The following is a 22,838-nucleotide window of genomic DNA, read 5'->3' on the forward strand; positions in this document are numbered from 1 at the left end:
ACAAAAAGAGATAGCGGGCACTACAAAGTTGTTTGTGTTGGTCAGAACGTATGGCGTACACGTCCTTAGTTTACATCACGGTGAGGTGATTGTCTATCTCTGCACGGTAGTACATTTGATTGCAAGCCTCAAAAATAAGTCTTTTTCGCTTGCCATACAAATTTATACCGTCTTTTGGGCTTAGAGTTGCTCTACGCGAACGAGGTGTTGTACCTTTTCGATCATCCCGGCGATTACTGGGGTGAATTCGTGTTCTTTGCTGCGACCGATTTTACCTAAGCCAAGGGCTTGAATAGTATCTTTTTGGCGTTGTGTACGCTTGATGACACTTCTTACTTGGGTGATTTTTACTTTTGCCATGAGTTTCTTAGCCGTTAAATACTTTTTCTAACTTCACGCCGCGTTGTTGGGCTACTTCGTGTGGGGCGCGCATTTTGCTCAGAGCGTTAAAAGTCGCCTTTACTACGTTGTGGGGGTTAGAAGAGCCTTTTGACTTGGCCAATACGTCTTTGATACCGGCACTTTCGAGTACGGCACGCATTGCACCACCGGCGATAACACCTGTACCGGCTGAAGCTGGCTTAAGCAATACAAGGCCGCCGCTGTATTTACCAATCATTTCGTGGGGGATGGTATTTTTGATTACCGGCACACGGATGAGGTTTTTCTTGGCATCTTCTACGCCTTTGGTAATGGCATCTGTTACTTCGTTGGCTTTGCCAAGTCCGTATCCTACGACTCCTTTACCGTCACCTACCACTACGATAGCTGAGAAGCTGAAGCGTCGCCCGCCTTTTACTACTTTGGCTACGCGGTTGATAGCTACGACTCTTTCTTTCAGGTCTAAATCGCTTGCTCGAATAAGTTCTTTATGCATGATGCTGATACTTTTCTTAGAATTTTAGTCCGGCTTCTCGTGCACCTTCGGCCAAGGCTTTTACTTTGCCGTGGTAGAGGTATCCGTTGCGGTCAAATATAACATTGTCGATACCTTGTTCGAGGGCTTTTTTGGCTGCCAATTGGCCTACGGCTTTGGCGACATCTAGGGTAAAGCCTTTGGTATCTTTCAATTCGATAGAAGAGGCGCTGGCCAATGTACGACCGGCAACATCATCAATCAACTGCACATAAATGCGGCTGTTGGAGCGGAACACCGACATGCGAGGGCGCTGGGCAGTTCCGGAGATTTTTTTCCGAATGCCTCGCTTGATGCGTTGTCTGCGAGATATTTTAGTTGCGATAGACATAACTTTTTAATTATTTCTTAGAAGCAGTTTTACCGGCTTTACGGCGGATTTCCTCTCCTACGAAGCGGATACCTTTACCTTTGTAAGGCTCTACTTTACGTAGTGAGCGGATTTTGGCCGCTACTTGCCCCAAGAGTTGCTTATCGATACTTTCGAGGGTAATGATAGGGTTTTTACCTCTTTCGGTAACGGCGTTGGCGGTTACTTCGGCAGGTAGTGCCAAGAAGATGGCGTGAGAGTAGCCTAGCGATAGCTCCAACACATTGTTGGTGGCGGTGGCTTTGTACCCTACCCCTACGATTTCGAGTTCTTTCTTGAAGCCGTCGTTAACTCCTTGCACCATATTATTAATCAGCGCACGGTAGAGGCCGTGGAGCGATTTGTGGCGCTTTTCGTCCGTAGGGCGCTCTACGGTGAGCGTATTGCCTTCTACGGTTACTTGGATGTCTGGATCGACTTGCTGTGTGAGTGTGCCCTTAGGTCCTTTTACAGTTACGGTGTTGGCAGCATCTACTGTTACACTTACGCCGTTGGGGAGTTGAATGGGCTTTTTACCGATTCGTGACATGGTTTTTAATTCTTAGTATACATAACACAAAACTTCACCGCCTACGTTGAGTTGTCGGGCTTCTTTCTCGGTGATTACACCTTTAGAGGTTGACAACACAGCGACACCCAAACCATTGAGTACGCGCGGAAGTTGGTCGGCACTGACATATTTGCGCAAACCGGGGCGGCTCACTCGCTCTAGGTGGGTGATGGCCGATTCTTTGGTGAGGGGGTTGTATTTCAAAGCGATTTTGATAACTCCTTGCACAGTGGCTTCGTCATCAAATTTGTAGCTTTGGATATACCCTTTATCGTGCAGTACTTTTGTAATTTCCTTCTTTAAATTCGACGCAGGAATTTCTACAATTCTGTGGCGAGCTTTGATGGCATTACGAAGTCTTGTTAAGTAATCTGCTATGGGATCTGTTAACATTGTTTTCTTGGATTATGAATATTCCCAAAAATAAGGACGCAAAGATAGCTTGAATGATTGGCAAAAACAAATGTATTACCAACTTGCTTTGGTAACGCCGGGGATTTTTCCTTCAGAGGCCATTTTGCGGAACATATTTCGGCAGATGCCGAACTTGCGCATATAGCCTTTAGGGCGGCCGGTTAGTTTGCAGCGGTTGTGCAGACGTACAGGGGAGGCATTACGGGGCAGTTTATCAAGTGCTTCATAATCGCCGGCTTCTTTGAGGCGCTGGCGTTTTTCGGCATAGCGGGCTACGAGTTTTTCGCGTTTGCGCTCTCTTGCGATAAGTGATTTCTTAGCCATGGTTATTGATTATTTTGTTGTTGATTGGCAAACGGCATTCCGAGCGCTTTGAGCAGGGCGAGTGCTTCTTCATCGGTGTTGGCCGTAGTTACGAAAGTGATGTCCATCCCTGAGATACGCGATACTTTTTCGATGCTGATTTCTGGGAAGATGATTTGCTCTTTTACGCCGAGGGTATAGTTACCGCGTCCGTCAAAGCTCTTGTCGTTTACGCCTTTGAAGTCACGCACACGGGGGAGGGCGATGGTAAAGAGGCGATCCACAAACTCGAACATGCGCTCGCCACGGAGAGTTACTTTGGCTCCGATAGGCATTTCTTCACGCAGTTTGAAGTTAGAGATTGATTGCTTGGCATAGGTAGGGACGGCCTTTTGGCCGGCGATGAGGGTAAGCTCCTCTACCCCTGCGTCTACCAACTTTTTGTCAGAGACGGCAGCGCCAATACCCTTGTTGATGACGATTTTGGTCAATCGGGGTACTTGCATGATAGACTTGTACCCGAATTTTTCCTTCAATGCGGGTACGACTTCGTTGTTATATTTGGATTTCAGTCTGGGCATATCCATTACTTATTCTGCTTTGACGAGTGAGTCTTAAAGTATCGTTCTAACTTACCGTTTTCGTTGCGGCGGCGGCCTACGCGGCGCGGCTCTCCTGAGGCGGGGTCAATGACCATCAAGTTACTGATGTGGATAGGCCCTTCCTTTTCGATACGCTCTCCGGCTTGAGGGTTGGCAGCGCTGGGTTTGCGGTGCTTGTATTGGATGTTGATTCCCTCTACGGTGGCGCGAAGCTTTTCGGGGAATACCTGCATCACCACACCCTCTTCGCCTTTGGCGTTACCGGCGATAACACGCACTTTATCACCTTTTTTCAGGTGAAGTTTTGGTTTTTTATTGCTTTTGTTCTCCATTGTCTTAAAGTACTTCTGGCGCTAATGAAACGATTTTCATAAACTGCTTTTCGCGTAGTTCACGCGCTACAGGTCCAAAAATGCGTGTGCCTCTTGGCTCGTCGTTGTTGTTGAGCAATACGGCGGCATTGTCTTCGAAGCGGATATAAGAACCGTCGCTGCGACGTACTTCTTTTTTAGTACGTACGACTACGGCCTTGGATACCGTTCCTTTCTTCATATTGCTTGACGAGAGGGCCGATTTTACGGTTACGACGATTTTGTCGCCTACGCTAGCATAGCGTTTTTTGGTGCCGCCAAGCACGCGGATGCAGAGCACTTCTTTGGCTCCGCTGTTATCGGCTACGTTGAGTCTTGATTCTTGCTGTATCATAGTATCTCGAAATTTTGAAGTGCCGGAGCACGTTATTTGGCTCTTTCAATAATAGAGACGAGTCGCCAGGTCTTGTTTTTGCTCAAGGGGCGGCATTCCATAATTTTGACAATATCGCCGATATTGGCCTGCTCAGTCTCGTCGTGGGCGATGAACTTTTTAGATTTGGTTACAAATTTACCGTAGATAGGGTGCTTTACACGGCGCTCTACCAATACGGCGATAGATTTGTCCATCTTATTGCTCACTACTTTGCCCACTCGTTCTTTGCGGGCTTTACGTTCTACTTGCATGATGATAAGTAATTAAGTCGTGGTTATTGTTTGTTCGCAAGTTTTTTACGAGCGCTCAGCTCGCCGGCTAAGCGGGCAATGTCACGGCGGACATGGCGAATCTGCATCGGGTTTTCGATGGGCGATATTGCGTGTGCAAACTTAAGTTTGAAGAGGCGCTCTTTTTCGCTGCGCAACTGGCTCTCCAACTCCTCTTGGCTCAGGGCTTTGATTTCTTCGTTTTTCATGACTTTTTAGTGCTTATTCAACGTAATCTCTACGTACTACAAACTTAGTTCTGACGGGCAGCTTTTGTGCGGCGAGGTATAGGGCCTTTTCGGCTACTTCGCGGGGCACACCGTCAATCTCAAACATAATTGTGCCTGGCTTGATAGTGGCTACCCAATACTCAGGGGCACCTTTACCCTTACCCATACGAACCTCTGCGGGTTTTTTGGTGATGGGCTTATCAGGAAAAATACGAATCCAAATTTTACCTTCACGTTTCATTGTACGTGAGATGGTAATACGGCAGGCTTCGATTTGGCGGCTGGTAATCCAACCGATTTCGAGAGACTTGAGGCCGAAAGAGCCGAAGTCGATATTATGACCACGCTGGGCGATACCACGCACGCGGCCTTTCTGCATTTTTCTGTATTTTACTTTTTTAGGCTGTAACATGACTGTTTCGCGTTAATGTTGAAACCAAATTATGAACGGCGGCGACGGGCGGGTTTACCACCTTTGTTGTCTCCTCCTCCTTCACCACGACGGCGGCGGTTGTTTTGTTGGCGACCACCTTCGTTGTTGTTACCTACTCCTCCGGTGTTGCCTGAGGCAGCGGCTGTAACAGGAGAGAGGTCTTGCTTGCCAAACACTTCTTTCTTGAAGACCCATACTTTGATACCGATGATTCCGTAAGTGGTATTGGCTTCAGAAACGGCATAGTCGATGTCAGCACGGAGTGTGTGCAAAGGAATACGGCCTTCTTTGTACATTTCGGTGCGTGCCATTTCGGCACCGCCCAAGCGGCCTGAAAGCTTGATTTTGATTCCTTGTACCCCTACACGCATTGCGTTGGCAATGGCTTGCTTCATAGCACGGCGGTAAGAGATACGGGCTTCGAGTTGTTGTGCGATACCGTCGGCGATGAGTTGGGCATCGGCTTCGGCGCGTTTGATTTCGAAGATATTGATTTGTACATCCTTGTTGGTGAGCTTTTTGAGCTCTTCCTTGATGTTATCGACCTCTGCGCCACCTTTACCGATGACTACGCCGGGGCGGGCAGTCTTGATAGTAAGGGTGATACGCTTGAGCGTGCGCTCGATGATGATCTTAGAGATAGCACCTTTAGAGATACGGGCGAAGATATAGTTACGGATTTTTTCGTCTTCTACGAGTTTGTCCGAAAAGTCTTTGCCACCGTACCAGTTAGAGTCCCAACCTCTGACGATGCCTAATCTTAAACCAATTGGATTGACTTTTTGTCCCATGTTTGTGTTTGTCTTTAGTTGTTGTTATTGTCTGAAATGGCGTTGAGGCTATCTACCACAAGGGTGATGTGGTTAGAGCGTTTGCGGATGCGGTGTCCACGGCCTTGTGGGGCGGGGCGCAGGCGCTTTAGCATACGGCCTTCATTGACAAATATTTCTTTGACAAACAGACGGGCTTCGGTTTCGTCGAGGTTCTCGTTTTGGTTTTTCCAGTTGTTGATGGCCGATACCAAGAGGCTCTCGATATATTTGGCACCAATTTTAGACTCAAAACGGAGCACGTTGAGGGCGTTTTCTACGCGCATGCCACGTACCAAGTCGGCTACGAGGCGCATTTTGCGGGGTGAAGTTGGCACATTGCGCAGGTGAGCCATTACGGCACCAAGTTGGCCTGCGTTGGTTTCTTTATATTGTGCTAGCGCTTCTTTTTGCAGTCTGATGCGGACTGACTTTTTTAGTTTCTGTTCCATAAGTGTATTTACTTAGGCTTATTTCTTCTTCTTGTCTTTTTTGGCGATGTGCCCTCTAAAGTTACGGGTAGGAGCAAATTCGCCTAAGCGGTGGCCTACCATGTTTTCAGTTACATAGACGGGGATGTGTTTGTTGCCGTTATGTACTGCGAAGGTCAGTCCGACAAAATCAGGAGAAATCATCGAACGGCGAGACCAAGTCTTGATGACGGTCTTCTTGCCTGATTCGTTCATAGCTTCCACTTTTTTGGCCAAGTGGTGCTCGATATATGGTCCTTTTTTTAATGAACGCGCCATTTACTTATTTCCTTTTGCTTTTGATTAAACGATCAGAATACTTATTGGCTCTACGGGTTTTTTGTCCTTTTGCGTACAAGCCATTACGTGAGCGTGGGTGTCCACCAGATGCGCGGCCTTCACCACCACCCATTGGGTGATCGACAGGGTTCATCGCTACACCACGAGTGCGTGGGCGGCGGCCCAACCAGCGTTTGGCTCCGGCTTTTCCATAGACGATGTTCATGTGATCGCCATTGGAAACTGTACCGACAGTAGCCAAACAAGTAAGCAAAACGAGGCGTGACTCGCCTGAAGGCATTTTGAGCGTTGCATATTTGCCTTCACGAGCCATCAGCTGTGCATAAGAGCCGGCGCTACGAGCCAAAACGGCTCCTGCTCCGGGGCGCAATTCGATGTTGTGAACAACAGTACCGAGGGGGATATTGGCCAAAGGCAGGGTGTTGCCTACTTCTGGGGCTACTTTTTCGCCTGCGATTACGGTCTGCCCTACTTTCAAGCCTTGGGGGGCGATGATGTAGCGCTTCTCGCCATCTGCATAAAACAACAAAGCAATACGAGCCGTACGGTTCGGGTCGTATTCAATAGCTTTTACGGTAGCAGGGATATCAAACTTGTTGCGTTTGAAGTCGATGATACGGTATTGCTTTTTGTGGCCACCACCTAGGTAGCGCATGGTCATTTTACCTTGGTTGTTACGCCCGCCGCTTTTTTTGATGGGCGCTAGGAGCGACTTTTCAGGTTTGCCCTTGGTAATTTCTTCAAAGGTATTGACTACTCTGAATCGTTGCCCGGGGGTATTTGGTTTTAACTTTCTAACTGACATGAGTTGATGCTTTTAAATTACTTCGTACGCATTAAACACCGCTATAAAAATCAATAAAGTCGCCCTCAGCCAAGGTAACGATGGCTTTTTTGTACGAAGGGGTTCTTCCTTGAACGATTTTAGAAGCCGTGTAGCGCGTTTTGGCTTTCCCTTGATAGTTGAGGGTCTTCACGTCTTCTACGGTAACACCATAGGCGGCTTCAACGGCACGTTTGATTTGAATTTTATTGGCCTTAGGGTGTACAATAAAGCTGTATTTCCCTTGCTCATTAAGTGCGTTGGCTTTTTCGGTTACTACCGGTTTTTTGAGAATATCGAATGGGTTCATTGTAATTGCTCTGACGGCGGTTATTTGTTCAACAAGCTTTCAATCTTAGCCACAGCGCTTTCCAAGAAGAACACGCGGTCGGCATTGATGATCTCGTAGGTGCTGAGTTGCGCGCAAGGCAACACTTTCGCTTTTTTCAAGTTGCGGCCTGAGAGATAGAGGTTGTTGTCCGTCTCGGGCGTGATGAGCAGGGTCTTTTGTTGGTCGGCCTGAAGCTGTGCCAACAGGTTGAGGTAAGCCTTGGTGCTTGGTTGCTCAAAGCGGAAGTCTTCAATAACGGCGATAGCTGCCTCTTTTGCTTTGTAAGTAAGGGCAGATTTACGGGCTAAAGACTTGAGTTTGCGGTTGAGCTTGAAGCTGTAGCTGCGGGGGCGTGGACCGAATACGCGGCCACCACCACGGAAGAGAGGCGACTTGATGCTACCTGCACGGGCAGTACCAGTGCCTTTTTGGCGCTTCAATTTGCGGGTTGAACCGGCGATTTCGTTGCGCTCCTTGGCCTTGTGAGTACCTTGGCGTTGGTTGGCCAAATACTGCTTTACGTCGAGGTAAATGGCGTGGTCATTGGGGGCAATGTTAAAAATCGCCTCAGAAAGCTCTACTGTACGTCCGGTGCTTTCTCCCGATGTATTGATAACTTGAACTTGCATGGCTTATTTTTCTATAATTACGTAAGAGTTTTTAGCACCCGGTATTGAACCGCTTACTAAGATCAAATTTTTCTCGGGGATAAGCTTCACCACGCGCAAGTTTTGTACTTTCACACGTCCGTTGCCTGTACGACCCGCCATGCGTATCCCTTTGAATACACGTGAGGGGTATGATGAAGCACCGAGTGAACCGGGGTGGCGCTGACGGTTGTGCTGGCCGTGTGTCTGGCCGCCTACCCCGCCAAATCCGTGGCGTTTCACAACGCCCTGAAAACCTTTACCTTTAGAAAGGCCGACTACGTCGATGAATTCGCCTTCTACGAATACATCTGAGATAGTTACTTGGTCACCTAGAGCTACTTCTTTGCTGAAATCTTCAGCCAAGTCTTTGGCAAAGTCCTTGAACTCCACCAACTTACGCTTGGGCGTAGTGTTGGCCTTATTGAAGTGGCCTTGCATTGCTTTGGGAGTGTTTTTCTCCTTAGCTTCGCCGTAGCCCAACTGTATTGCCTCATAGCCGTCTTTCTCTAGCGTCTTAATTTGTGTTACGACGCAGGGACCGGCCTCGATGAGGGTACAAGGAATCTGCTTTACTACCGCTCCTTCGGTAGTAAAGATACTTGTCATTCCTACTTTTTTACCGATGATACCTAACATTATTAAATTTTACTTTTGGTGAACTACTTCTTTTTCAAGCAGTTCTGGGTGATTTGCTAAAAACGGATTGCAAAGTTATGTATTTCAAGCGTTTTTACAAAAGCTAGGCGAAATATTTTTTGCAAAAGTTATGCTGGGGGCTTAAATCATTTGCCACCCGATGACGAGCAAATCATCTTCTAATAATGTGTTGTGTGTTAGTTGTTGGATTGCTTGCCGCAGTGCTTGGGGTTGTTGGTCGATGGGGAGCGGAGCGATTTGCTGTAAAATTTGCAACACCACCTCTATGCCTATGGGCTCGTTGTCGAGGTCTCTGCGGTAGGGCAGGCCGTTGGTAAACAAGTATAGGGTGTCTTTTGGGCGTACTGTTCGTGTTTGTAATGTCAGTGGCAGCGGTGTTTGGTCAGCCCTCCCTCCTAGCGGCTCGTCTAGCCCTTCTATGAGGTGTATTCGTCCTGTGGCAGCTTCGTAGTGATATACATATATATTGGCTACGGCTATCTCGACCTGTATGGCGCCGTCGGCAGCGGGGCTTTGGTGTGTGGCAAGGCGAACGGCAGCAGCGTCGATGGTGCTGCGGTCTCCGCTTTGGGTTTGTTTGAGTGCCTTGCCGATTTCTTGGTCTACCCGCTGTAGGATTTGCTGTGGGTTGGTAACCCCCATCGAGAGTACTACCTTGTCGATGATAGCATAGCCCAACATACTCATCATAGCAGCTGGTACGCCATAGCCGGTGCAGTCGGCTATCAACAAGAGCCGCTCTTCGGCGTTTTGGTGTAGCCAATAAAAATCGCCGGAGACTTCTTCTTTGGGCTGATAGATGATAAAGTGTTGGTCCAAAATCTCTTGGCTGCGCTCAGGGTAAGGCAAGAGTGCGTGTTGGATTTTGATGGCCGTATGCATACTTTGGCGCAGTTCTATTTCTTTTTGTTGGAGCTGCTGGTTGATTTCGGCCAGCTCTTGGTTGCGCTTGCTGATGTAGTTGCGCTGGGCGATGATTTGGTCTTGTTGCTGGGTCAGTTCCTCGTTTTGTAAGGCCAGTTCGCGCTGTTTTTGTTGTAGCTCGGCAGTCCGCAGCGCCACTGTTTGCTCTAGGCGCTCGGTCATATGCTGCTGTTGTGCGAGGTTTTGCTTCTCCAGTATTTCCTTCTCTAAGCGCATCCGGCTGTACTTGTCGCTCAAGGCAATGGCCAAAAGCAAGGCCTGCAGCACGGCTCCAATCTCTACCCCATGTGCTACCCAAAATCCATCTATCAAGAACCCTAGGTTGCGCATCACAAAAAAGAGTGTGCCCGTTAGGTGTGCTATCCAAGAACCAATAAAAAAGAGTGCCGAGGTCTGCCCTTGTAGCCACACAAAAGCGCCCGCCACAATCAGCCACGCAATAAACACTAAACCAAGGGAGGCTGCAAAAGATACTACCATTCCGTAGGGTAGGAACAACCCTCCGACACTGATACCCAGCCCCAAAGCCATAAATACATAGGCTATCCAACGCAGCCACCATCGGTATTGATGGAGGCTCAAAAAATGGTGGGTAAATATAGTGGCCCATAAGACCCACTGCCCCGCCGTGAGTGGGATGGCCACATTGGCCAACCACGGTGAGTGTGGCCAAAAATATTGGAAGGTATGGCCGTTGGCTGACGCAAGGTAAATCTCAAAGAACAAGAAAGCCAGCGTGAAATAGAGGTACTCCAAGTCGCGTAAACCTATAAATAGAAACAAATGATAACAGGCCGCAAACAGGATGATGCCATAAAAAATACCATAGACGATTTCTCTGACTTGGCGCTTTTGATAGTAGGTAGCCTCGGTACTGATATAGGCCGGAAACTGACTCGAACTACTCGTACGAAACCGGATATAGAAAGTATGGGGTGCGCGGTTGTGGAAGTTGAGCGGTATTACAAAAAACCTGTCTCGTATGGGGCGCGTATCAAAGGCGTAGTGATCGCCTAGGGTTAGTTGATACCACCGTTGTTTGCCATAGGCATCTGGTGCTTCATAATAATACTGTATCTCGTCAATCACAGGATACTCTACCCACAAGAGCCATCCAGTAAGGCTGGGGCTGAGGTTTTCGATATCCAACCGTAGCCAATAGCTGTGCTTGGTAAAGCCAAAGTTTAGTCCTTTGCTGCCTACTGGTGCAAAATACCGCTGGTATTGCGGAGAGCGCACGTCTTCTAGGCTCAAGGTGTTGGTAGTGTCGACCAAGAGCAAGGCCTCGTTTGCTACCCGCACCAGCCCCGTTCCGGTTTGCAACCGCAGCGGCTCCGGCTGCGCCCTCAACACAAGCCCCAAGCCCCAAACATAACACCAAAGGCTGAGCCAAAGAAAACGCATGTATTTTGCTTTTTTATGCTGGGTCAAATTATTTACGCTAGTTTTGCGTTTGTATTAAAAGGCTATGTCCATCGTCTCTGTACATACAAACATCTGTTACTGGTCTAATAATATACAACAGGATGCTTGATGGCCAACTACTTAACCTGCTGCGCTGCCAAAGGAAGTAAGACTTCTTAACATCCTACCCCCCGATTTTGATATGCAAGGTAGTTTGCAGTTTTCAACAAAACAAGCTTTTAGTATGGCTAGTTTGAGACAAAAAGCACTCCAAGAGCCTAAACTTTTTGCCAACAAACAAGTTACTTTATAACGCAGCAATTATATAGGTCATACATCTTTGATTTGATACTCGGTCTAGTCATCTGAAACTACTTGGTAGTTTGAACACCAGTATGATGATGCGCCCTTCTAAATCCTAATCCTCAGATAAACCTGTGTTATTATTATTTGCGTGTGAGGGAATTTCTTGTTTTTGTATTTTTTTAAACATATTTCAAAAAATTTACTTAACTTTACACTTATAGCTTTTAGTCACAAAATATTTTTAGCCTCTAAAGGTTGCCTATTTTTAGCCGGTGAATCATCACACTAGCCATCTATCAAAAACCTTACGAATGCGTGTGTTGTCGTTTTGTTGTGGTATTTTTTAACGTTTGTAAGCAGATGGAAGTATCAATGTTTTTAAGATTTGTGTTCTTTATACACCATTGGATATTACTGAAATCCTACGATTTCAACTATGAGCCCAATCCACAAAAGCCTCATTTTTGTGCCAAAATAGCCGCCCTTACTATCCCGAAACTGAAGGTTAGCTATGGCATTGCTTCGCAGTCGGGGCTGCTTTCCAAAAATAGCCAGCGGGGTATCCTCTTTATCAACTTTTCACGGTTATGAGCAATATATCGACTACTCTGCCCGATGAGCAGGCCAAGATTAGTGCCTTGTTGCAAAGCCGTCAAGATGGGGATATTCTGTTAGCCCTACAGTTGCTGCAAAATAATGCTGCTGCGGGTCATTTTCTGACCGAGCTGTGGGCTTTGTCTCTGCTTTTTCCTTCAAAAAAAATACGCCAGGTGGCCTACAGAGTATTCCGGCAAGCAGGCAATGTAGCTCTGCTAGCTTGGGCACAAGCCCGCCGGCAAGGCATACAACGCCCTCTGCCCAAACCTACTAGCGAGGCTCAAGCTTATCATATGATTACAAAATGGAGCAACAATGCCTCGCTAGACCGTGCGGTATTTGCCCGTATGTGTCTGCAAATCACAGGGGGCGGAGGCTCATATTGCCTCATCCATCGGGTGCTCTCCGCAGAGAAAGTGTTGACACATCTACTAAATACACACCCACAACACCTGTCGTTGGCTTACTTTGGGCTGTATGAACTGCCCAAGGAAGTGGGGCTTTTCCCCGAGTTGGTTTCCTTGGATTTGCGTGGTAATCATTTTACCGAAATACCCGACGAAATCACCCTGCTCTCCAAACTCCGGTACCTATACTATGATGATACTCCACTGAGTATCACGGCTCTGCGAAAGCTCCGCGAGTCTTTTCCGGCATTGTTTGCCGGCAAACACTATATGGCTGCGTTGGAGTTGTTTCGCCAAAAATCGTACGGAAAGGCTTTCCGCGAGATAGACCGCTGTCTGCGTATCGACTCCGACATTCGCCCTGAGGCTTACCGTATCAAGGGGATGATGTATCAAGCGCTCAAACACTATCATCAGGCCGATGAGTGTTTTGCTTGGGGTATTGGCCTAGCTCCCCAAAACTTAGGACTGCGGATTTCGCAGGCACTCAACTTAGAAGAATCGCATTGGTACTCAGACCTTTGGGATGTCTGTGTACAGGCATTGATTCATCTCGACACCTTGCAGGAGCGGACACAAGAACGCTTGTTTTTCCAACGACTACAAGCCAAAGCTTTATGTGGCCTAGGGCGTTATCAAGAAGCACAGCAACTGTGTGAGCAGCTTCTAGGGGAAAATAACCGCCAACCTGACACTTGGTTTTTGCTGGCCGAAACGCTTTATCAGCATAATGCGCAAGACAAACGGGTCTTAATTTGTCTTCAACAAGCCATCAACCTCAATCCTTCTTATTACGAAACGCTCCGCAAGCACCCTACGCTCAAACGTTTGCGGAAAAGCTTTTTGCCCAAATCATAAATAAATATTAGAGCTTGTCTAAAATTCTCTTCATCGATACCAAAACGCCGCTTTTTGGCTGCGACTTCGTTAAAAATGCTCGCCGTAGCCCTCCCACGATTAAAATCGTGGGCTATGTATAACACCTGCGCTTTTTGCCTAGTATCAGCGCAAAAATCAGCTGTTTTGAGTGCCGCGCTGAAATTGTAAACAAGCTCTTAGGAAGCGAACTCTATCTGCCTAGTTTACAAGCTATTGCTTTACTGCTGTATAAGTTTGGTCAAAATCTAGCTGGTAATGCGCGGCCTCTTTGGGGTTGTATACACGCCGATGTTGGCTGACAGGTTCAAGGGTCTGGGCTTTGTCGGGGTTCTGTAAGTAGCTGGCAGCCAAAGCTCCCGCTTGATACCCCCAAGCATACATATCAGCGCCATAGGCGGCTACAGCTCCACGCCGCACTAAGCCCTCCTCACTAGTGAAAATGGGGATGTTTTTGCGGTGGCAAAGCTTATAAATCACTTCAAAAGACGCAAAGACCACATTGTCTGGGATAGCAAAAAAAGCCTCTACTCCTTCTGCCAGTAAAGTCTGCACGACAAGCTGGGTCTCAGATGAGTTATTGACCGGGAGAGCCTTCACACGGAGGCCCAGTGATTGGGCTGTAGTTTCTATAAGCGCTAAGGCATTGCGCGACTGCGGCTCGGCTTGGTTATACACCACGCCAATGGTTTGGGCTTGGGGCAATGCCTGATGCATCAATTCTACTGAAGTGCGGATATAATCAAGTGTTTCGTATACGCCATACAGGTTTTTGGGGGTGGCCGCTCCGGCTTTCTGCAAGCCCATACGCTCCGGCTCCGGCGATACCATCATAAATACCGGAATTGTCCGAGTATTCTGTATGGCAGTGATGGTAGCCAAGGTAGGGTTGGCGGCAATCAGTCTTACTTTTTGAGCCGCCATATACGTAACCGCTTGATGGAGCGTAGGGACATCGCCCTGCGCATTCCTATAAATCAGCTTGAGGGTTCCTGCTTCTTCACTATAGCCTTTTTCGCGCAGCGCCGCCATAAAGCCTTCTTTGGCTTGCGCAATGGTCGCGTCTTCGAAGGCATCTACAAAGCCGATGGTCGGTATTTGTTTGTCCGCCCCTTGACAAGCACCCAAGAGCACCATAAAGGATGCTAAGACCAAGTAGCGTAAATATAGAAAGGGTAATCTGGGATACATACTCAATAACATAGGGGAAAGATAGGTGAGATACGACAGTTTTTGCGTTTTTATACCAAGATTCACTTGTTTGAAGGATTCACTTGGTTTGTTTTTCTTGATGTGCAAGGGTTTTCAGTACATACATTTCCCAGACCAATTTTGGTTGGGTATAGACCAAGATTAAGTTGAGTGTAAAAACTCAGGCACGGGGTTTTTGTTTGAGCGAAGCTACACTATTATTGTTCAAAAAATCGGCTTGAGGGATTTTTTTTGTACTTTTGAAGGAGTGATTAGGGCTTTTGAGCGCTTCACTAACCTATTTGCACACAACCAAACAACAAAAACTATGGCATACTATCACCGACTGGGGCAACTGCCTCCCAAAAGACATATCCAGTTTAGACAGCCTGACCAAACGCTCTACAGCGAGGAGTTGGTGAGCTCTAAGGGCTTTAGTGGCATTTACTCCAACTTATACCATATCTACTCTCCTACCCGTGTGTTGAAGGTGTTGGAGCCAGTACCGGCCAAAGTCAAAGTAGTAGAAGATTATTCCTTGCTCCAAACCCACCTCAAGACTGCCGGTACCGGAACGACAGGAACAGACTTTCTGGATGCACGCCTGCCGTTGATGCACAACAGCGATGTAACGGTCTCCATCTGCCATCCTTCGCAACTGACGATGGACTATTATTACAAGAATGGGGAGGCTGATGAGCTGCTTTATGTTCACGATGGCAGCGGTACGCTCTACTCGCAGTTTGGAGTGCTGCCAATCAAACAAGGAGACTATGTCGTCATCCCAAGGACTACCATCTATAAAGTCAATTTTGACAGCGGCAATCCAGTCCGCCTCTTGGTGGTAGAGTCTGCCTCTCCCATCGAAACTGTAAAGCGCTACCGCAATCAATTGGGGCAACTATTGGAACATTCGCCTTATTGCGAGCGCGATATTCACCCTCCCACTACCCTGCAAGTCGAAGAAGAAAAGGGCGAATACCTCGTCAAAATCAAAAAACAAGGCTTTATGCACCAATATGTGTATGAACACAGCCCGCTAGACGTGGTAGGCTGGGATGGCTTCCTATACCCTTACACGCTTTCTATCTATGATTTTGAGCCTATCACAGGCCGTATTCACCAGCCGCCTCCAGTACATCAGACTTTTCAGGCCGGCGGTTATGTGATTTGCTCGTTTGTACCGCGCTTGTTTGACTACCACCCGCTGGCCATTCCGGCTCCTTATAACCACTCCAACATCGACTCCGATGAAGTGCTCTTTTATGCCGAAGGGGAGTTTATGAGCCGTCGCGGAATTGACAGAGGCTCGTTTACGCTACACCCAGGCGGCCTGCCCCACGGGCCACACCCCGGCACGGTAGAGAAAAGCATCGGTGCCAAAGAAACACACGAGTATGCCGTGATGATAGACACATTCCGTCCGCTGCTCCTAACCGAGCAGGCGCTGGATTTTGTGGACAAAGATTACCCTATGAGCTGGACAGACTAGGATCCACTTTGCAAAAATGCCAAGAGCGAAATTTGTTTATTTGGGCAAATGTTCGTTTCTTGGCTTGTCTTTCTGCTAAACCCAGAAAGTGTTTGTATTTCAAACTATTTTATCAAGTTTTTACAAATACCAATTTTATGAAGTCAACCAAAACTTACTACGCAGTGCTCGCTCTTTTCTTCGTGAGCCTTTTTGTAAGCCCTGCTGCTATGGCAGGAGCCATTGGCAACGCCCCTAGCCTCGATGCCAATACTATTGCTCCAGTAGCTACCAGCCCCAAAGAAGCTAAGCGCGCAGCCAAAGTACAGAAGTTTGCCTCTTCCAAAGTGGGTCAGTGGGTAATGAAAAAAGCCGTACAACACGTAGAAAAGCGCCAAACAAAGCTAGAGCAACGCCTCGAAAAAGCGCAGCTAAAAGGCAATACCAAGCGTGAAGCACGCATCAAAAAAACAATGGCTGATTTGCAGCGTATTGGTATCATTTTGATGATTGTTGGTTTGGCCTTGATTCTGATTGGCATTTTCATATCTGGTGCCCTTTATGGTCTTGGCGGATTGATTTTCGTAGTAGGTCTCGTACTTCTCCTCATCGGGTTGTTGGCCTAAGCCCATCAGCACTTTCGCATAAGTTGATTTTTTATGAAGCCTTTGCTTGCGCCTATGCGCTTGCAAGGGCTTTTTGTCTCTCTATTACAAAGGCTATGAACTATTGGGAAATCGCAGGATTTGTTACCTCTCTTATCTGTGTATGGTACAATACTCAAGAAAAAATTATTGGCTGGTTTTGGGGTATCATTGCCTGTAGCCTTTATATGGTAGTTTTTTATGATGCCAAACTTTATGGCGATATGGCCCTACAGGGTGTTTTTGTGCTGGCCAGTATTTATGGGCTGTACCAATGGGGCTTTGGGCAGCCCAAAAGTACGCGGCAAATTCGGCAAATGCCCTCAAACTATTGGTTGGTTTTGGGGGTTTTGCTCCTGCCCTCTACGGCGGGGTTGGCCTACCTGCTCACACAAGTCCGGGGGGAGCTAGCCTGGATAGATGCCTTTACGACCATTGTCAGCCTCTTTGCCCAATGGATGCTGGCCAAGAAGTTCGTCGAAAACTGGTGGGTGTGGATTGGCGTAAACATCGTATATATAGGCGTATATGCCTACAAAGACCTATGGCTCACCTCCTTGCTCTATGCTATTTTCTTGGGCTTGGCTACCTATGGATATTTCAACTGGCGAAATGAATTGGCTAGCGAGCCTGTGTTGCCCAATAACTAAAGCCCCTCAAAATATATCAACCCCAATAAAAAGAAAAGCCTTGCTCCACAAAATCGCTATTACCGGCCCCGAATCTACTGGAAAATCTACCTTGAGCGTGGCCTTGGCCAAACACTACCAAACTGCTTTCGTACCTGAGTTTGCCCGCTCCTATCTCGATACGCTTGGCCGCCCTTATGTGGCCGAAGACTTGCTCCATATCGCACAAGGCCAACTAAAAGCCGAACACGAAGCCGAGCCTAATGCCAAGAACCTGCTTTTTTGTGATACGGATATGACCGTGATGCACATCTGGCACACCCACGCCTACGGCAAACCTCACCCTTGGATAGAAGCCCAACTCAAAAAACAAACATATAGCCTGTATCTGTTGATGGATGTAGACTTGCCTTGGGAGCCTGACCCACTACGTGAGCACCCTCAACTCAGAGCCTACTTTTTTGAAATTTACCAACAAACGCTCAAACTATACCATAAAAATTACGTTATCATCAGTGGAACACAAACACAGCGAATGGATAATGCAATTGCAGAGATTGATAATTTCTTAAACAATTGCTAGCTTTTTAACCATAATTACTATCTTTGCCTCTACAATCTCCCCTACATAACTACCGCTTTACAACCTATTATTCGCACACCAATCCATTAAAAATGACACAAAAACTCACCTCCCAAGCCCTGACTTGCCTTATTTTGGCAAGTCTGTTGTTGAATGCGTGTGGTGCGGCACACCATCACGAGTCGGCCACGTCTGATGAGCGCGCACAGCTCATTGCGATGCTCAGCAGTGAAGAGATGCCGGGCATCCCAATGGTGCTCACTCACTTCAAGCAGGTACGATTAAGTGACTACATCACCAATCCTGATGAAAGTAGCTTTACCCCACCACAATCACTCAAACGCATACTCAAAGCCGAAAACACGTCGGATGCGGCTTTTAGTGAGTTACAGATTTTAGTCAATCAGCGCGACCCTCAGCTTTACACCCGCATCAATAGTGAGGCTGAGTTCAAAGAATACTATGCCGCAACGACACTGCCCACTTGGGTTTGGGAATACCCTGCACACAGGGTGTTTGTCGTTCAGCAGTCCGCCGAAACCGAAGCACTGTGGTTGGTAGAGTTTTGGGCTGAGTCTGCTTACTTGGTCAAGATTGTTGCCAAAGGCAATCTCAACAGCGACCAACAAACCCAGCTCAACGAACTAGCCAAAGTGGTGGCAGCATTGCTACCGCAATAACCACCCGATGGTCGATATACCGACAAAGCCCTGTATTAACAAGGATACAGGGCTTTTTTAGTGATGATACCACGTTTTTGAAGGAGCAGCTCGGCGCTGGAGCTCCAAGATAAGCTGAGGCCCTATTATCGACGGAAATCAGCTGGAGAAATTTGTCTGCTCAAAACCCTTCAGTCTAGCTAGCCTTGGCATTTTTTGTATTACCTTGACGCAAGACCTCTGCAAGGGCTGCCCATTTGTTGGCTAACTGGATTTCCCCCGTCAACTGTCTTCCGGCAGTATGGTCATATAAGGTGAGCTTGGTGCTGGGTCGTTGAGGGTTTTTGGAGATAAATACCAGCCCTACTTCTGCCCATCCTCCGGCGGCGTTGTCGCCACCACTACCAGCGGCTGAGCGTCGTTGTTTCACCACTTCGCAAGCCCTTAGGGTTTTTAAATCTATCTGCTGACTTTCGTGCCCGGCGGCAGTTCGTGCCAAAAAGAAAAACCAAGCCTGTTGCTCATCTATGCCTACGATAAAGTTTTTACAAACTTCATAACTGTGTATTTGACAGCCTTGTTTGGCGGCCAAATCCTTCAGCCCTGTCAATAGGGCGCGCATTTTATGTTGGTTTTTCCGATAGTCCAACACAAAGGGTAATGTAAAAGCTATGGTAGCAATGCCGCCAATAAAAGCCGTTCCTAAATCTAGTTCCATTATTTGTTTACTCGTTTCTGGTTTTTAAAAAAATAGTTGATTTACGCCATAACCTTACAAACCTGATATAGGCAGGCTAGGATAGAGCGCTAAAAAAAACACAGCCATTGGCCGTCTGTTTCCAAAGCGGAGGTTACCAGAAATAATGGAAAGGGAAAACAAGGTCAGCCTTTCGATGCTTGACCAACAAGCCTAATGAAAACCCAAGATAGTGTAGTTGTTTGGCAACTAACAAGCGTTCTCGGGTAGCAGTGCTTGCCCAAGCACTTGCGTACCTAGTTTTGAGGCCTTGTGTGCTTGTAGTAGCTCCCTCGGCACTTGACTTGAACACAGCCTGAGCTTGGAGCAGCGCTGGTGTTATAGTCTGAAAATCAGAAATCGCAGCTTTGGAAAGGCTTGTGATTTGTGTTGTATCCCCCGCCTCAGATTGATGCTGGAAGGCCGTAATACCAAAATAACCCAAGGCCATACAGCCAGCGATAGCAATAATCAGCAAAAAGCTGGGTATACGGCTTTGGTGGGACACAAGTACCAGTTGTTTGGAGCGTTAAATAGAGGCCGATTACATAGCCATATTCAGAAACATTCCCCTTGATAAAAAAGTTCGCTACAAAACACAATCATAACTAAACACTTGTATACCAGTTGCTTATCTTGATTATTTTATCTTGTGGTCTATAGTGTTTTTTCACACCACTGGACACTTTTCAAATGGGGTGAAATGAGGCCTCAACTTGTCCCAGAGCTAGAGCATCGAGCTACTTTTCCAAAAATGTCCGGTGACGTGGTGTTTTTTTATACTATCTTTGCTGGTTGATTTCCCTAACGACAGTTACTTACGTCGATGATGCCTATCCATGGATTAACGTTTTTGTATATACTACTTTTTATCTGTTTTTTGGGGCGGTTGGAGTCTAGCGCGCAAACGTACACCAGGCCTGTGGTGCAGAATGGTACGCTCGACTTGCGCGACTGGCCCTTGGCCAAGCCCTTTTTGCTGCCTTTAGATGGTCATTGGCATTTTTACTGGATGCAGACCTACGAGCAATTTCGCAAGGGGCAGGCTTCTGGAGCGCTCTTACACGAGATTCCCGGCGTTTGGACAGAGCATGTCGACCGGCCAACACAGCCTTTGAGTAAGACAGGCTATGGGCTATATACGCTGACTATCTTGTTGCCCAAACACCACCCCAAAAATTTGGCTATCAAAATTCCTTCTGTTAGTACTTCTTATCGCCTGTATATCAACAATGTGTATACCACTCAGGTAGGTGTAGTGGGGTATAGTGAGGCTTCTTCTAAACCTCATTACTTCCCTCAGATTGTCAACTTCGAGCAAACCAGCGACACGCTCCAACTTTTGTTTGAGGTGGCCAATTATCATTATCGCAAGGGGGGGATTTGGTACAGTGTCTATCTAGGAACCCAAGAAACAGTTCAGAACAAGCGGGAGTGGACGTTGATTTTTGATTTTTTTCTTTTGGGAAGTATTTTCATTATGGGCATCTACCATATGGGATTGTACTTTATCCGTAAACGTTCTTCGCTACTTCCGCTGATGTTTGCGCTGTTTTGTGTAAGCTGTGTCTTGCGTCTATTGAGTGTTGGGGAGATTGTATTGTCGGGTTTGTCGCGGGTGTCTTGGCTCAATATCGTCCATGCGGAGTTCATCAGCTTCTATGCCTGTGTCTTGTTTTTTGCCTCTTTTGCCTACTACTCTTTCCCAAAAGAGTTTTCTGTCAAAGCTTTGCGCATAGTCATAAGTGTCTGCATTGTCTTGATTTCTTTGACCTTGCTAAGCGGTCCTTTGTTTTTTACAGAGTTGGTAGCCTATTTTCAGTTGTTTGTTTTGGCTATGGGTGCTTATGTGATGTTTGTCTCGATATTGGCCATTACCCGCCGCCGCAAAGGTTCTATAGCCTTCACTTTGGGCTGGCTGATTTTATTTGGCTGTGTGGTGAATGATATTTTGTATGCCAGCTTGGTAGTCAATACCGCCGAGACTGTCCACATTGGTTTGTTTATCTTTATATTTTCACAGGCTTTTATTATTTCACAGCAGTTTGCAGAAGCTTTTTTCCAAACAGCTAAGCTCAGTACTGAGCTAAAAGACATCAATACCCATTTGGAGCAGTTGGTAGAACAACGCACCCAAGCCCTTCAAGATGCCAACCAAGAGATGCAAAAGGTTGTAGAAGAGCTGGATATTACCAATGAAGAGTTGAGCCGCAATGCCCGTCTACTTACAGAGCGCAACCAAGACCTTATGGATAGTATCAACTATGCCAAACGAATTCAGACGGCCATCTTGCCTACTTCTGAAGAGATTGGGGAGGTGTTTCCAGAGCATTTTATATTTTTCAAACCTCGCGACCTTGTCAGCGGCGATTTTTATTGGTTTAGCCATTGGCCAGAAGAGCAGAAAGCCTTTATTGCGGTAGTAGATTGTACCGGACACGGTATCCCCGGAGCATTTATGAGCCTGATAGCCAATGATTTGCTCCACGAAACCATCAATACACACCGTGTCAGTGAGCCGGCCAAAATTTTGCAAGAGCTGCGCAGTTCTTTGGAGCGTGTTTTGCAACAATCACAAACGGGCAACCGCGACGGTTTTGAAATTGCTATCTGTCAGATAGATACCAACCTACACAACCCCCATCGACAGTTGCTGTATGCCGGTGCGGGCATTCCCTTGTATTATGTAGAAGGAGGCTTACTGAAGCGCATTGCCCCCTCCAAAGTCATTATTGGAGGAGGGAGCAAGTTTCAGGCCTTGGATATGCCCATTGGCCAACAAGCGCTTCCGGTAGCGGCTGTAGAGGCGGTGTATTTGGCTTCTGATGGCTACCGCGACCAATTTGGCGGCCCTGATGGACGCAAGATGATGGCAGGCAAGTTTCAGGATATACTCCAACAAGCGCTCAAGCGCGCACCTTCAGCACAGGCACAGTATCTGGAGGAGTGCCTCAAAGAATGGCGCAACGGAGAGCAGTATGCGCAAATTGACGATATTCTCGTATTGGGGCTTATCTTCCGACGTTCGTTTTCGGTGATTGACCAGTTTATCTCAGAATAGCATCAGGGCTGCTGCCCCATTTATTGAAAAGGGTTTACTGTCGGTATCCATAAATGAACCGTGTTCCGTCATTGGTTTGGAGCTGTAGTTCGATAAAATTTTGGTCAAATACAGCGCCTACATACCAGCGGTTATCCTCATTATAGAGTAGGTACTCTGTAGCGTCTCTAGTATTGTCTCTTTCTATGAGTAACCTAATTGGGGGATCAATCCTGTAGTCCACCATTTGCCCCAACACAGGTATCCGAACTGTTCCTCTGATGGTAGCGCGACTGCTCGCAATCCTCTGTACCCGCAGCTCTCCGGTGGTATTTGTAACCAGTTCATTATTCTGGTCTCTGATTTCGGTGATGATATAGGTACCTTCAATAATTCGCCCAAAATCAAGCTCTGTGGGCACATTACAAACATTGAGTGTCATCAACACAAACAGGCAGGCCACTTTGAGCCGCCATCGATTGGTGTGTGTGTGCATA

The 22,838-nt window shown here is 47.2% G+C and carries 31 protein-coding genes; 7 read left to right on the forward strand and 24 right to left on the reverse strand.

The annotated features are described in order from the left end of the window. Positions 1 to 180: 180 nt before the first annotated feature. The 20 genes from rpmD to G499_RS0106720 all read right to left on the reverse strand — a co-directional run bounded on the left by rpmD (position 181) and on the right by G499_RS0106720 (position 11,202). A complete protein-coding gene (gene rpmD, locus G499_RS0106625) occupies positions 181 to 360 on the reverse strand; it encodes a 50S ribosomal protein L30 (protein WP_026999294.1) in 180 nt (59 codons plus the stop codon). Between the two features lie 7 nt (positions 361 to 367). After that, on the reverse strand, positions 368 to 877 hold the full coding sequence (gene rpsE, locus G499_RS0106630) for a 30S ribosomal protein S5 (RefSeq protein WP_211231591.1): 510 nt from the start codon (positions 875 to 877) through the stop codon (positions 368 to 370). A 16-nt stretch (positions 878 to 893) separates the two neighbouring features. Continuing rightward, positions 894 to 1,241 carry a 50S ribosomal protein L18 gene (gene rplR / locus G499_RS0106635; RefSeq protein ID WP_026999296.1) on the reverse strand — a complete coding sequence of 116 codons (348 nt, stop codon included), beginning with the start codon at positions 1,239 to 1,241 and terminating at the stop codon, positions 894 to 896. A gap of 16 nt (positions 1,242 to 1,257) precedes the next feature. Continuing rightward, positions 1,258 to 1,815, reverse strand: a complete 558-nt coding sequence (gene rplF / locus G499_RS0106640) for a 50S ribosomal protein L6 (protein ID WP_026999297.1) — start codon at positions 1,813 to 1,815, stop codon at positions 1,258 to 1,260. Positions 1,816 to 1,827: 12 nt separating this feature from the next. Next, entirely contained in the window at positions 1,828 to 2,229 is a 402-nt protein-coding gene (gene rpsH, locus G499_RS0106645; RefSeq protein WP_026999298.1) for a 30S ribosomal protein S8, read from the reverse strand. A gap of 75 nt (positions 2,230 to 2,304) precedes the next feature. Then, positions 2,305 to 2,574, reverse strand: a complete 270-nt coding sequence (gene rpsN, locus G499_RS0106650) for a 30S ribosomal protein S14 (RefSeq protein WP_026999299.1) — start codon at positions 2,572 to 2,574, stop codon at positions 2,305 to 2,307. 2 nt (positions 2,575 to 2,576) lie between these two features. Then, positions 2,577 to 3,140 (reverse strand): 50S ribosomal protein L5, encoded by a 564-nt coding sequence (gene rplE / locus G499_RS0106655; RefSeq protein ID WP_026999300.1) that lies wholly within the window; start codon positions 3,138 to 3,140, stop codon positions 2,577 to 2,579. Further along, positions 3,140 to 3,487, reverse strand: a complete 348-nt coding sequence (gene rplX, locus G499_RS0106660; protein ID WP_026999301.1) for a 50S ribosomal protein L24 — start codon at positions 3,485 to 3,487, stop codon at positions 3,140 to 3,142. Before rplX ends, rplE begins: the two co-directional genes overlap by 1 nt. Positions 3,488 to 3,491: 4 nt before the next feature. Next, positions 3,492 to 3,860, reverse strand: coding sequence for a 50S ribosomal protein L14 (gene rplN / locus G499_RS0106665; protein ID WP_026999302.1), 369 nt, complete (start codon positions 3,858 to 3,860; stop codon positions 3,492 to 3,494). Positions 3,861 to 3,892: 32 nt separating this feature from the next. After that, complete coding sequence (rpsQ, locus tag G499_RS0106670) at positions 3,893 to 4,153, reverse strand: 30S ribosomal protein S17 (RefSeq protein WP_035726780.1); 261 nt, start codon at positions 4,151 to 4,153, stop codon at positions 3,893 to 3,895. Between the two features lie 23 nt (positions 4,154 to 4,176). After that, entirely contained in the window at positions 4,177 to 4,380 is a 204-nt protein-coding gene (gene rpmC / locus G499_RS0106675) for a 50S ribosomal protein L29 (protein WP_026999304.1), read from the reverse strand. 13 nt (positions 4,381 to 4,393) lie between these two features. Further along, positions 4,394 to 4,813 (reverse strand): 50S ribosomal protein L16, encoded by a 420-nt coding sequence (gene rplP, locus G499_RS0106680; RefSeq protein WP_026999305.1) that lies wholly within the window; start codon positions 4,811 to 4,813, stop codon positions 4,394 to 4,396. Positions 4,814 to 4,842: 29 nt separating this feature from the next. Next, the gene (gene rpsC / locus G499_RS0106685; protein ID WP_026999306.1) at positions 4,843 to 5,625 is read right to left on the reverse strand and encodes a 30S ribosomal protein S3; all 783 of its coding nucleotides are present in this window, start codon (positions 5,623 to 5,625) and stop codon (positions 4,843 to 4,845) included. A 14-nt stretch (positions 5,626 to 5,639) separates the two neighbouring features. Beyond that, complete coding sequence (rplV, locus tag G499_RS0106690) at positions 5,640 to 5,999, reverse strand: 50S ribosomal protein L22 (protein ID WP_211231598.1); 360 nt, start codon at positions 5,997 to 5,999, stop codon at positions 5,640 to 5,642. 114 nt (positions 6,000 to 6,113) lie between these two features. Further along, a complete protein-coding gene (rpsS, locus tag G499_RS0106695) occupies positions 6,114 to 6,392 on the reverse strand; it encodes a 30S ribosomal protein S19 (protein WP_026999308.1) in 279 nt (92 codons plus the stop codon). A 4-nt stretch (positions 6,393 to 6,396) separates the two neighbouring features. Further along, the gene (gene rplB / locus G499_RS0106700; protein ID WP_026999309.1) at positions 6,397 to 7,218 is read right to left on the reverse strand and encodes a 50S ribosomal protein L2; all 822 of its coding nucleotides are present in this window, start codon (positions 7,216 to 7,218) and stop codon (positions 6,397 to 6,399) included. A gap of 31 nt (positions 7,219 to 7,249) precedes the next feature. Then, positions 7,250 to 7,546 carry a 50S ribosomal protein L23 gene (gene rplW, locus G499_RS0106705; protein ID WP_026999310.1) on the reverse strand — a complete coding sequence of 99 codons (297 nt, stop codon included), beginning with the start codon at positions 7,544 to 7,546 and terminating at the stop codon, positions 7,250 to 7,252. 20 nt (positions 7,547 to 7,566) lie between these two features. After that, the gene (gene rplD / locus G499_RS0106710; protein ID WP_026999311.1) at positions 7,567 to 8,196 is read right to left on the reverse strand and encodes a 50S ribosomal protein L4; all 630 of its coding nucleotides are present in this window, start codon (positions 8,194 to 8,196) and stop codon (positions 7,567 to 7,569) included. A gap of 3 nt (positions 8,197 to 8,199) precedes the next feature. Continuing rightward, a complete protein-coding gene (gene rplC, locus G499_RS0106715; RefSeq protein ID WP_026999312.1) occupies positions 8,200 to 8,853 on the reverse strand; it encodes a 50S ribosomal protein L3 in 654 nt (217 codons plus the stop codon). Positions 8,854 to 8,994: 141 nt separating this feature from the next. After that, complete coding sequence (locus G499_RS0106720) at positions 8,995 to 11,202, reverse strand: 7TM diverse intracellular signaling domain-containing protein (protein WP_026999313.1); 2,208 nt, start codon at positions 11,200 to 11,202, stop codon at positions 8,995 to 8,997. Positions 11,203 to 12,095: 893 nt separating this feature from the next. Between G499_RS0106720 and G499_RS18985 the strand changes: the two genes are divergently transcribed. Beyond that, entirely contained in the window at positions 12,096 to 13,370 is a 1,275-nt protein-coding gene (locus G499_RS18985) for a tetratricopeptide repeat protein (RefSeq protein ID WP_035726784.1), read from the forward strand. A gap of 231 nt (positions 13,371 to 13,601) precedes the next feature. Here G499_RS18985 and G499_RS0106740 read toward each other — a convergent pair whose 3' ends face one another. Further along, positions 13,602 to 14,579 carry an ABC transporter substrate-binding protein gene (locus G499_RS0106740; RefSeq protein WP_035726869.1) on the reverse strand — a complete coding sequence of 326 codons (978 nt, stop codon included), beginning with the start codon at positions 14,577 to 14,579 and terminating at the stop codon, positions 13,602 to 13,604. Positions 14,580 to 14,907: 328 nt separating this feature from the next. On the opposite strand from G499_RS0106740, the gene G499_RS0106750 reads away from it, so the two are divergent. The 5 genes from G499_RS0106750 (at position 14,908) to G499_RS0106770 (ending at position 18,586) form a co-directional block, all read left to right on the forward strand. Further along, entirely contained in the window at positions 14,908 to 16,071 is a 1,164-nt protein-coding gene (locus tag G499_RS0106750; protein ID WP_026999316.1) for a homogentisate 1,2-dioxygenase, read from the forward strand. A 137-nt stretch (positions 16,072 to 16,208) separates the two neighbouring features. Next, positions 16,209 to 16,676: a hypothetical protein gene (locus G499_RS0106755; RefSeq protein ID WP_154658342.1), complete on the forward strand. Its 468-nt coding sequence runs from the start codon at positions 16,209 to 16,211 to the stop codon at positions 16,674 to 16,676. Positions 16,677 to 16,771: 95 nt separating this feature from the next. Further along, positions 16,772 to 17,344: a nicotinamide riboside transporter PnuC gene (pnuC, locus tag G499_RS0106760; protein WP_154658343.1), complete on the forward strand. Its 573-nt coding sequence runs from the start codon at positions 16,772 to 16,774 to the stop codon at positions 17,342 to 17,344. A 40-nt stretch (positions 17,345 to 17,384) separates the two neighbouring features. After that, entirely contained in the window at positions 17,385 to 17,906 is a 522-nt protein-coding gene (locus G499_RS0106765; protein WP_035726785.1) for an AAA family ATPase, read from the forward strand. Positions 17,907 to 17,998: 92 nt separating this feature from the next. Beyond that, a complete protein-coding gene (locus G499_RS0106770) occupies positions 17,999 to 18,586 on the forward strand; it encodes a hypothetical protein (protein WP_026999320.1) in 588 nt (195 codons plus the stop codon). Between the two features lie 175 nt (positions 18,587 to 18,761). Here the strand turns inward: G499_RS0106770 and G499_RS0106775 are convergent, their stop codons facing one another. Then, positions 18,762 to 19,283: a hypothetical protein gene (locus G499_RS0106775; protein WP_026999321.1), complete on the reverse strand. Its 522-nt coding sequence runs from the start codon at positions 19,281 to 19,283 to the stop codon at positions 18,762 to 18,764. A 133-nt stretch (positions 19,284 to 19,416) separates the two neighbouring features. Next, positions 19,417 to 19,809, reverse strand: a complete 393-nt coding sequence (locus G499_RS0106780) for a hypothetical protein (RefSeq protein WP_026999322.1) — start codon at positions 19,807 to 19,809, stop codon at positions 19,417 to 19,419. Positions 19,810 to 20,223: 414 nt separating this feature from the next. Between G499_RS0106780 and G499_RS0106785 the strand changes: the two genes are divergently transcribed. Beyond that, a complete protein-coding gene (locus tag G499_RS0106785; protein WP_161627709.1) occupies positions 20,224 to 22,362 on the forward strand; it encodes a 7TM diverse intracellular signaling domain-containing protein in 2,139 nt (712 codons plus the stop codon). 34 nt (positions 22,363 to 22,396) lie between these two features. On the opposite strand, the gene G499_RS0106790 is transcribed toward G499_RS0106785, so the two are convergent. Beyond that, entirely contained in the window at positions 22,397 to 22,837 is a 441-nt protein-coding gene (locus G499_RS0106790) for a hypothetical protein (protein WP_026999324.1), read from the reverse strand. Position 22,838 lies beyond the last annotated feature (1 nt).

The organism is Eisenibacter elegans DSM 3317 (genome assembly GCF_000430505.1).
Classification (GTDB): Bacteria; Bacteroidota; Bacteroidia; order Cytophagales; family Microscillaceae; genus Eisenibacter; species Eisenibacter elegans.

Bases quoted from the DNA above. Each gene is read 5' to 3' on its own strand.
- rpmD (WP_026999294.1), bottom strand. From the start codon at position 360: ATGGCAAAAGTAAAAATCACCCAAGTAAGAAGTGTCATCAAGCGTACA.
- rpsE (WP_211231591.1), bottom strand. From the start codon at position 877: ATGCATAAAGAACTTATTCGAGCAAGCGATTTAGACCTGAAAGAAAGA.
- rplF (WP_026999297.1), bottom strand. From the start codon at position 1,815: ATGTCACGAATCGGTAAAAAGCCCATTCAACTCCCCAACGGCGTAAGT.
- rpsH (WP_026999298.1), bottom strand. From the start codon at position 2,229: ATGTTAACAGATCCCATAGCAGATTACTTAACAAGACTTCGTAATGCC.
- rpsN (WP_026999299.1), bottom strand. From the start codon at position 2,574: ATGGCTAAGAAATCACTTATCGCAAGAGAGCGCAAACGCGAAAAACTC.
- rplE (WP_026999300.1), bottom strand. From the start codon at position 3,140: ATGGATATGCCCAGACTGAAATCCAAATATAACAACGAAGTCGTACCC.
- rplX (WP_026999301.1), bottom strand. From the start codon at position 3,487: ATGGAGAACAAAAGCAATAAAAAACCAAAACTTCACCTGAAAAAAGGT.
- rplN (WP_026999302.1), bottom strand. From the start codon at position 3,860: ATGATACAGCAAGAATCAAGACTCAACGTAGCCGATAACAGCGGAGCC.
- rpsQ (WP_035726780.1), bottom strand. From the start codon at position 4,153: ATGCAAGTAGAACGTAAAGCCCGCAAAGAACGAGTGGGCAAAGTAGTG.
- rpmC (WP_026999304.1), bottom strand. From the start codon at position 4,380: ATGAAAAACGAAGAAATCAAAGCCCTGAGCCAAGAGGAGTTGGAGAGC.
- rplP (WP_026999305.1), bottom strand. From the start codon at position 4,813: ATGTTACAGCCTAAAAAAGTAAAATACAGAAAAATGCAGAAAGGCCGC.
- rpsC (WP_026999306.1), bottom strand. From the start codon at position 5,625: ATGGGACAAAAAGTCAATCCAATTGGTTTAAGATTAGGCATCGTCAGA.
- rplV (WP_211231598.1), bottom strand. From the start codon at position 5,999: ATGGCTCACCTGCGCAATGTGCCAACTTCACCCCGCAAAATGCGCCTC.
- rpsS (WP_026999308.1), bottom strand. From the start codon at position 6,392: ATGGCGCGTTCATTAAAAAAAGGACCATATATCGAGCACCACTTGGCC.
- rplB (WP_026999309.1), bottom strand. From the start codon at position 7,218: ATGTCAGTTAGAAAGTTAAAACCAAATACCCCCGGGCAACGATTCAGA.
- rplW (WP_026999310.1), bottom strand. From the start codon at position 7,546: ATGAACCCATTCGATATTCTCAAAAAACCGGTAGTAACCGAAAAAGCC.
- rplD (WP_026999311.1), bottom strand. From the start codon at position 8,196: ATGCAAGTTCAAGTTATCAATACATCGGGAGAAAGCACCGGACGTACA.
- rplC (WP_026999312.1), bottom strand. From the start codon at position 8,853: ATGTTAGGTATCATCGGTAAAAAAGTAGGAATGACAAGTATCTTTACT.
- G499_RS0106720 (WP_026999313.1), bottom strand. From the start codon at position 11,202: ATGCGTTTTCTTTGGCTCAGCCTTTGGTGTTATGTTTGGGGCTTGGGG.
- G499_RS18985 (WP_035726784.1), top strand. From the start codon at position 12,096: ATGAGCAATATATCGACTACTCTGCCCGATGAGCAGGCCAAGATTAGT.
- G499_RS0106740 (WP_035726869.1), bottom strand. From the start codon at position 14,579: ATGTATCCCAGATTACCCTTTCTATATTTACGCTACTTGGTCTTAGCA.
- G499_RS0106750 (WP_026999316.1), top strand. From the start codon at position 14,908: ATGGCATACTATCACCGACTGGGGCAACTGCCTCCCAAAAGACATATC.
- G499_RS0106755 (WP_154658342.1), top strand. From the start codon at position 16,209: ATGAAGTCAACCAAAACTTACTACGCAGTGCTCGCTCTTTTCTTCGTG.
- pnuC (WP_154658343.1), top strand. From the start codon at position 16,772: ATGAACTATTGGGAAATCGCAGGATTTGTTACCTCTCTTATCTGTGTA.
- G499_RS0106770 (WP_026999320.1), top strand. From the start codon at position 17,999: ATGACACAAAAACTCACCTCCCAAGCCCTGACTTGCCTTATTTTGGCA.
- G499_RS0106775 (WP_026999321.1), bottom strand. From the start codon at position 19,283: ATGGAACTAGATTTAGGAACGGCTTTTATTGGCGGCATTGCTACCATA.
- G499_RS0106790 (WP_026999324.1), bottom strand. From the start codon at position 22,837: ATGCACACACACACCAATCGATGGCGGCTCAAAGTGGCCTGCCTGTTT.